The sequence below is a fragment of the Gilliamella sp. Gris1-4 genome (genome assembly GCF_001690335.1).
In the GTDB taxonomy this organism is placed as follows: Bacteria; Pseudomonadota; Gammaproteobacteria; order Enterobacterales; family Orbaceae; genus Gilliamella; species Gilliamella apicola_P.
In genome coordinates this window covers 37,729-45,479 of sequence record NZ_LZHA01000030.1, presented here as the reverse complement: position 1 = coordinate 45,479, position 7,751 = coordinate 37,729, and the positions used below count along the sequence as shown (strand labels likewise).

Genomic DNA, 7,751 nt, shown 5'->3' with positions numbered 1-7,751 from the left:
TTCCTAAATGCTTTAATCGTATCAGAAAGCTCGGCTATAAATGGAATCATAAACGGGTGTATCGGGTGTATTGTGAGTTGAAACTTAATCTCAGGGTAAAGCGTAAACAGCGCATTCCTCCACGAAGCCCAGAAAGGCTATCAGCACCCAATAAACAAGGTGAATGTTGGTCAATGGATTTTATGAGTGACAGTAGTCGTAATCAACGTCGCTTTAGGACATTCAATGTTATCGATGACTTTAATCGTGAGGCGTTAGGGATTGATATTGCAGTAAGCTTACCAGCAGGAAGGATTTCCCGTTACTTAGATAAACTGACCGAATATCATGGATATCCATTAAAAATACGGGTCGATAATGGGCCAGAATTTACAGGAAAAACCTTTATAAACTGGGCTAAATCACATGATATAACCATTGATTATATCCAGCCCGGTAGCCCTTATCAAAATGGCTATATTGAACGATTTAATCGTACCTATCGTACTGAAGTACTCGATTTATATCTTTTTAACAACTTAGCACAAGCAAGGAGAATAACCGAAGAATGGTTAACGATTTATAATACCGAAAGACCGCATGAGGCATTAAATAACATGACACCGATTGAGTATAAAACACTAAAACAAGCAGTATTATTTTCTATGTAAGTTGTATACTAAGTTTGGGGTATTTACACTTTGGCTTTTTTTGGGGAGTGGTGTTTTTTACGAGGGTAGCGGTTGGGTGTTTTTTAAAAGAAGTTATAGTTAAGCGTTTGGCACAGAGTCGTTTGATAAAGGTATAACTTGTTTATATCTTGTATAAATTTTCTAGCTTTAGCTATACTAAGTTCAGCTTCTTTTTTGTCTAATGTTTCTTGTAAATGATAATCACATTTAATTCTAAGTGCTTTTTGCTCTAACAATCTTGCCCTTAAAGAAATTAATTTCATTCTTGGAATGGCTTCATCTTTACCAGGAGCAGCTAAATAATCGGTGACTCTTTTATGAGAAGGTTCATCTTTAGGTAATCTAAAATTGATTGAAGATAAGATAGCGTGGTAACAACTATAATACGCTCTAGCAATTGCATTACGATAACCGATTTCATCATTCCGTTTTAATGAATCTTCAGCAAAAGAGAGAAAGTCTTTACAGTTTACTGGCACTTCCTTTCGCCTCCTAAGTAATAACTCGATATTCAGATTTTAGATAACGAATAGAGACGCCGAACGCCTTATCATGAAGGTGTTTATTTTCAGCAATTTTATCAGCCAACTCACCATCTATTTTAGCCAAACGTACAAAATCAGAGTCGTTGGTTGTTAGTATCATAATATTAATATCGTCGTCTGGATAATACTCACAACAAATTTTAGAATGTGATAACCGATAGGTATCAGCTATATCAAGAAAAGTTTTAAGTAAAAATTGCATATTTTCATCACTCAATTTTAAATTAGTTTGAAATTGACGCAATGAATCAAGGCGTTGAGATAACCCATAAATAACATCTTTTTTATTTAATTTATCAAGTTCTTGATATACTTTGTTAATTCCCTCAAAATTACCATTCCATAAATATGCATCAAACAAATGTATTAAAAAATTAGAGCTATTTGAAATTTGATTATTTGCCCTAATGATTTCTGCAATATGTTTTTTAATGAATCCTATATCAAATAAATAGGTTATATAATTCATCATAAAATAAGGTTCATTATAAGAAAAAGATTTTTCCTATCAACCAATAAAAATTTAGATTACTTATATTGGCATTTTCCATCCTAAAATAGGTTTGTATAAAAATTAATTTTTCAAGGGAAAAACGCTCTGCTTTATAAAACAGAGCGTTTGGAAGGAAAGGGAAAAAGTAGAAGAATTAGAATTCCATTAGTTCTTTTTCTTTATCAGCAAGCACTGTATCTAATTTTTTAATTGCGGCATCTGTCGCTTTTTGGATTAAATCTTGTGCCTTACGTTCATCATCTTCAGATATTTCTTTATCTTTTAGTAATGCTTTGATTTGGTCGTTGGCATCACGGCGAATATTACGGATCGATACTCGGCCTTGTTCTGCTTCGTTACGAACAATTTTGGTTAAGTCTCGACGGCGTTCTTCGGTTAATGGTGGAAGTGGTACGCGAATAACAGTACCTGCTGATGCTGGGTTAAGTCCTAAATCTGATGTTAAGATTGCTTTTTCAATTAGTGGTGTAAGTGATTTGTCAAATACAGTAATCGCTAGCGTTCTTGCATCTTCAGCAACGATATTAGCTAGTTGGCGTAATGGTGTTGGACTACCGTAATATTCAACCATAATACCATCTAATAAGCTTGGTGATGCGCGCCCCGTTCTTACTTTAGAAATATGATTTTGAAACGCATCAATACTTTTTTCCATGCGCGTTTGCGCTTCTTTTTGAATCTCGTTTAACATAATAAAAACCTTATTTAAAATAAAGATGATTAACTGGTTACAGTTGCTTTGTTATTAATTAATGTTCCTTCTTGTTCGCCTAATATAACACGACGCAACGCTCCAGGTTTATTCATATTAAAGACACAAATTGGTAGATTATGATCCCTTGCTAATGTAAATGCCGCTAAATCCATTACTTTAAGCTCATCTGTAAGTACTTTTTCATAGCTTAGTGTTTTATAAAGTGTTGCTGTTGGATCTTTAACAGGATCGGCAGAGTAAACACCATTTACTTTGGTCGCTTTTAAGACAACATCTGCACCAATTTCAATACCCCGTAAGCATGCTGCTGAATCGGTTGTGAAAAAAGGATTACCAGTTCCTGCAGAAAGGATAACGACTTTACCATGGCGAAGCAAGCTAATTGCTTCGGTCCAACGATAGTCATCGCATACACCATTTAATGGAATGGCTGACATTAAGCGAGCGTTTACTTCTATTCGGTGCAATGCATCGCGCATCGCAAGTCCATTCATGACGGTTGCAAGCATGCCCATGTGATCACCAACTACTCGGTTCATTCCCGCTTTAGCAAGTCCTGCACCACGAAATAGATTACCCCCCCCAATAACAACAGCAACTTCAACATTCATTTCAATAAGCTCTTTTATTTCTTGAGCCATACGATCAAGAACGGTTGCATCAATACCAAAACCTTCGTCACCTTGTAGTGCTTCACCACTGAGTTTAAGAAGAATACGTTTATAAAAAGGGGTTACCATATGATGTCTCACTGTTTCGTTATTTAATAAAATAAGGAGCTAGAGCTCCTATCTAGCAGTAATTTTAAAATACTTTGTAGATAAACAAAACCGCCTTAACGGCGGTTTTATAAAACAATTAAGATTGTTTTGATATTGCTGCAACTTCTGCAGCGAAGTCAACTTCGACTTTTTCAATACCTTCACCCACTTCAAAACGAATGAATGAAGCAACTGCTGCACTCTTTTCTTTTAATAAGTCGCCAACAGTTTTTGAAGGTTCCATTACAAATGGTTGACCAGTTAGTGATACTTCACCAGTGAATTTACGCATACGGCCTTCAACCATTTTTTCAGCGATTTCACGTGGTTTACCTGACTGCATTGCGATATCAATTTGAATGTTACGTTCATGTTCAACCACGTCAGCAGGTACATCACTTGGATCAACGTATTCTGGTTTGCTTGCAGCAATGTGCATTGCAATATGTTTAACTAATTCATCATCAGCACCGTTTGCAGCAACTAATACACCAATACGAGCACCGTGTTGGTAACTACCTACTACGTCACCAGCAATTTCAGCAACACGACGAATACCGATGTTTTCACCAATTTTAGCAACTAAAGCTGTGCGCTCTTCTTCAAATTTAGCTTGTAGTGTAGCAATATCGCTAATGCGTTCTGTTAATGCTGCCTCTGCAACTTTATCACTAAATGCTAAGAATCCTGCATCTTTGGCAACAAAGTCTGTTTCGCAGTTTACTTCTAAGATTACACCAAATTTTTTATCCGCAGAGATTTTAGAAATAATAACACCTTCAGCTGCAACACGACCTGCTTTTTTAGCTGCTTTTGCTTGACCTGATTTACGCATGTTGTCAATTGCAAGTTCGATATCACCGTTTGCTTCAACTAATGCTTTTTTACATTCCATCATACCTGCGCCAGTTCTTTCGCGCAGTTCTTTTACCATAGAAGCGGTAACTTCAGCCATTTTTTAATCCTCTATTTAACCATTGTGATGATTTTCATTAGAATGGGTCGATATTATTATCGACCCTGAAAATATTTGAGTTTATTACTCTGCTGCTGGTGCTTCTTCTACGAAGCTTTCTTCAGATACTGGAGATTGGTTTTGTTCACGACCAGAACGTACTGCTTCAGCAACTGCATTTGCATATAATTGAATTGCACGAATCGCATCATCATTACCTGGAACAATGTAATCAATACCATCAGGATCTGAGTTAGTATCAACAATAGCAATGACTGGAATACCTAAATTGTTAGCTTCTTTGATAGCGATATGTTCGTGGTCTGCACCAATAACAAAGATCACATCGGGTAAGCCACCCATATTTTTAATTCCACCCAAACTATTTTCTAATTTAGCCATTTCACGAGCACGCATTAGTGCTTCTTTTTTGGTTAATTTATCGAATGTACCATCACTAGCTTGTGTTTCTAAATCTTTTAGACGTTTGATTGATTGACGTACTGTTTTCCAGTTAGTCAACATACCACCTAACCAACGGTGATTAACGTAGTATTGTCCACAGCTTTCAGCAGCTTGTTTAATTGCTTCGCTAGCTGCACGTTTTGTACCAACAAATAAAATTTTACCTTTACGAGCGGCAATCTTGTTTAATTCAGCTAATGCTTCGTTGAACAGTGGTACTGTTTTTTCAAGATTGATAATATGAACTTTATTGCGTGCACCAAAAATAAATGGTTTCATTTTTGGGTTCCAATAACGAGTTTGGTGTCCAAAGTGTACACCCGCTTGTAACATATCGCGCATTGATACTGTAGTCATGATTTCCTCATTTTGACGTTGGGGTTATGCCTCCACATATCCGCTCTATCCGACCTATACATAAAGAAAAAGGCACCCCGGAAAAGTGTAATGATATGTGTGTGTTATAACGTTAATTAATCATTAAATTTAATGCTTTTATTCATCATTACTTTTGCAAAAATAATGTGAAATGTAGCGCGCGTTTTATACCATAAATAGTATAATATTGCTAGCTTTATTTGCATTTATAAGTTATTAGCGGTGTTAATTATTGTAATGATGTATAGGTTAGTTTTATTAAGTGTTTATTGTATATTTAATTAGCAGCTATTTGTTAAATACAGCGTTTTAATAAAAAATTCAATAAAATCAATATTCTACCGGAGTGTTTTTCATAACGATTTTTTATGTTAGAAGATGATTTATTTTTAATAGGTAAGGTTGTTCTGTAAGCTGATACTTACAGAACAATGATAACTGAAACTAGCTAAATAATTTATGGCATTGTAAGCTTATCCAATCCCATATACCGCCAAAGAATCCTGTTTCTTCAACATTTTGTAAAGCAACAAGTGGCTGTTCACTAATCACTTTTCCATCTAATAGGAACTGCATTTTACCTACGGCCGTACCTTTGGTTATTGGAGCATAAATATAATCATCAATTTTGTATTCAACTTGCACATCTGCTGAACGACCTTTTGGTACTGTGATGTAAGCCCCATTAATTGCACCTAATTGAACTTTATTTTCATCACCATACCAAATCGTTTCTGTTGCTAATGCCGTATCAGCTTTTACAGGATTTGCAGTTTCAAAAAAGCGGAATCCCCATACTAATAGTTTTTTACTTTCTTCTTCACGCCCTTTAAAGGTTCGTCCACCTAGTACCGCTGAGATTAAGCGAGTATTGCCATCAACCGCTGAAGCAACTAAGTTATAGCCAGCAGCATTAGTATGTCCTGTTTTAATTCCATCAACGTTTAATGTGGTATCCCAAAGTAGTCCATTTCGATTAAGTTGTGGTTTTGATAGGGTATAGGTAAATTCTTTTTGTTTATAAATAGAATATTCTTCTGGTAAATCACGAATCAATGCTTGCCCTAAAAAAGCCATGTCTTTAGCTGTTGTGTATTGCCCTGGCGCATCAAGCCCATGAACGGTTTCAAAATGGGTATGGTTTAGCCCAATTTTTTTTGCATAATCATTCATTAGGTTAACAAATGCACCTTGGCTTCCTGCAACATGTTCTGCCATTGCAATACAAGCATCGTTGCCAGATTGGATGATAATACCTTTATTAAGATCAGAAACTGATACTGTTTTACCCACTTCTAAAAACATCAATGATGATCCTTTTAAAACAGGGTTGCCCGTTGCCCATGCATCTTTACTTACTACAACCATATCATCATTTTTTATGCGTCCTGATCGTAACGCTTGACCAACCACATAGCTGGTCATCATTTTAGTTAGGCTAGCAGGATCACGCTGCTGTTCAGCGTTATATTGCGCTAAAATTTCGCCCGATTTTGCATCGATTAATATATAAGATTCAGCATCTAGTTGTGGAATAGCTGGGATAGGAAAAGCCATTTCAGCCGACGCTGATGAACTAATTGCAAGCGCAAACAAAGCAAAAGATAATTTAAATTTCTTTTTCATTTATATCAATTCCGTTAAATATTTTTAGACAACATATATCGATGTGTGTGGATAGACATCATAATGCCAAAACTTGCCATTAATACGACTAAGGATGAGCCACCATAACTTATTAGTGGTAATGGTACACCAACAACAGGCAAGATTCCACTGACCATACCAATATTAATAAATGCATAAATAAAAAATACTAAAATTAGTCCACCCGATAAAATTCGTCCAAATGTTGTTTGTGCTTGAGCTGCAATAATAAGTCCACGCACAATTAAGCATAAAAATAGAATTAATAAAATAATAGAACCAATAAAACCAAACTCTTCAGCTATAACTGAAAAGATAAAATCGGTGTGTCGCTCTGGTAAAAATTCAAGTTGTGATTGTGTCCCTTCAAGCCAACCTTTACCCCATATACCTCCTGATCCTATTGCTGTTTTGGATTGAATAATATGATAACCAGCTCCATTTGGATCAAGTTCAGGGTTAATTAGCATTAATACACGTTTTTGTTGATAATCATGCATTAAAAAGAACCACATAATTGGTAAAAATATAGCAATTAAAATTAATGCAATAAGAATATAGCGCCAGTTCATTCCTGCTAAAAAAATAATAAAAAGCCCTGACATAATAATCAATATTGCTGTACCTAGATCTGGTTGCATAGCAACAAGTAATGTCGGTACGCCAATTATACCAAGTGTTTGTAGTGTGGTTTTTAATGGCGGTGGGCATCCGTCACGGTGAATGAATTTAGCAACCATTAATGGTACGGCTATTTTGGCTATTTCAGATGGTTGAAATCGCAAAATACCTAAATCTAACCAGCGCTGTGCACCTTTACTGGTATATCCAAAAATATCTACTAGTAATAGTATGATAATACAAACAATATATAGGTGTGGAGCCCATTTTTCATATGTTCTGGGCGAAAATTGTGCCAGCGTAATCATTACACTATAGCCAAGTAATATTTGTATTACTCGCTTTTGCATCATATCAAGACTTTGTCCGCTAGCACTCCATAGTATATAAAGACTATAACCAAGTAATAAAGTAATAAATAAAAAAAACAGGGGATCAATATGTATTTTTTGCCAAAAAGATTTTTTACTATTATTCAT

At 35.5% G+C, this 7,751-nt stretch carries 9 protein-coding genes; 1 reads left to right on the top strand and 8 read right to left on the bottom strand.

Features of this window, described 5'->3' with window-relative positions:
- Positions 1-650 (top strand): IS3 family transposase (locus A9G31_RS03930; protein WP_141671374.1); only part of this gene is annotated, 650 nt, incomplete at its 5' end.
- 83 nt (positions 651-733) lie between these two features.
- Here A9G31_RS03930 and A9G31_RS03925 read toward each other — a convergent pair.
- The 8 genes from A9G31_RS03925 to mrdB form a co-directional block, all read right to left on the bottom strand.
- Entirely contained in the window at positions 734-1,150 is a 417-nt protein-coding gene (locus tag A9G31_RS03925) for a HEPN domain-containing protein (RefSeq protein ID WP_065560534.1), read from the bottom strand.
- A 13-nt stretch (positions 1,151-1,163) separates the two neighbouring features.
- Complete coding sequence (locus tag A9G31_RS03920; RefSeq protein WP_141671372.1) at positions 1,164-1,688, bottom strand: hypothetical protein; 525 nt, start codon at positions 1,686-1,688, stop codon at positions 1,164-1,166.
- Positions 1,689-1,863: 175 nt separating this feature from the next.
- A complete protein-coding gene (gene frr, locus A9G31_RS03915; RefSeq protein WP_065560532.1) occupies positions 1,864-2,421 on the bottom strand; it encodes a ribosome recycling factor in 558 nt (185 codons plus the stop codon).
- Positions 2,422-2,450: 29 nt separating this feature from the next.
- A complete protein-coding gene (gene pyrH, locus A9G31_RS03910) occupies positions 2,451-3,185 on the bottom strand; it encodes a UMP kinase (RefSeq protein WP_065560537.1) in 735 nt (244 codons plus the stop codon).
- A gap of 118 nt (positions 3,186-3,303) precedes the next feature.
- Positions 3,304-4,161 carry a translation elongation factor Ts gene (gene tsf, locus A9G31_RS03905; protein ID WP_065560531.1) on the bottom strand — a complete coding sequence of 286 codons (858 nt, stop codon included), beginning with the start codon at positions 4,159-4,161 and terminating at the stop codon, positions 3,304-3,306.
- Between the two features lie 84 nt (positions 4,162-4,245).
- Positions 4,246-4,983 carry a 30S ribosomal protein S2 gene (rpsB, locus tag A9G31_RS03900; protein ID WP_065560530.1) on the bottom strand — a complete coding sequence of 246 codons (738 nt, stop codon included), beginning with the start codon at positions 4,981-4,983 and terminating at the stop codon, positions 4,246-4,248.
- Between the two features lie 465 nt (positions 4,984-5,448).
- Positions 5,449-6,630, bottom strand: a complete 1,182-nt coding sequence (locus A9G31_RS03895; RefSeq protein ID WP_065560529.1) for a serine hydrolase — start codon at positions 6,628-6,630, stop codon at positions 5,449-5,451.
- A gap of 14 nt (positions 6,631-6,644) precedes the next feature.
- Positions 6,645-7,751 (bottom strand): peptidoglycan glycosyltransferase MrdB, encoded by a 1,107-nt coding sequence (gene mrdB / locus A9G31_RS03890; protein WP_065560528.1) that lies wholly within the window; start codon positions 7,749-7,751, stop codon positions 6,645-6,647.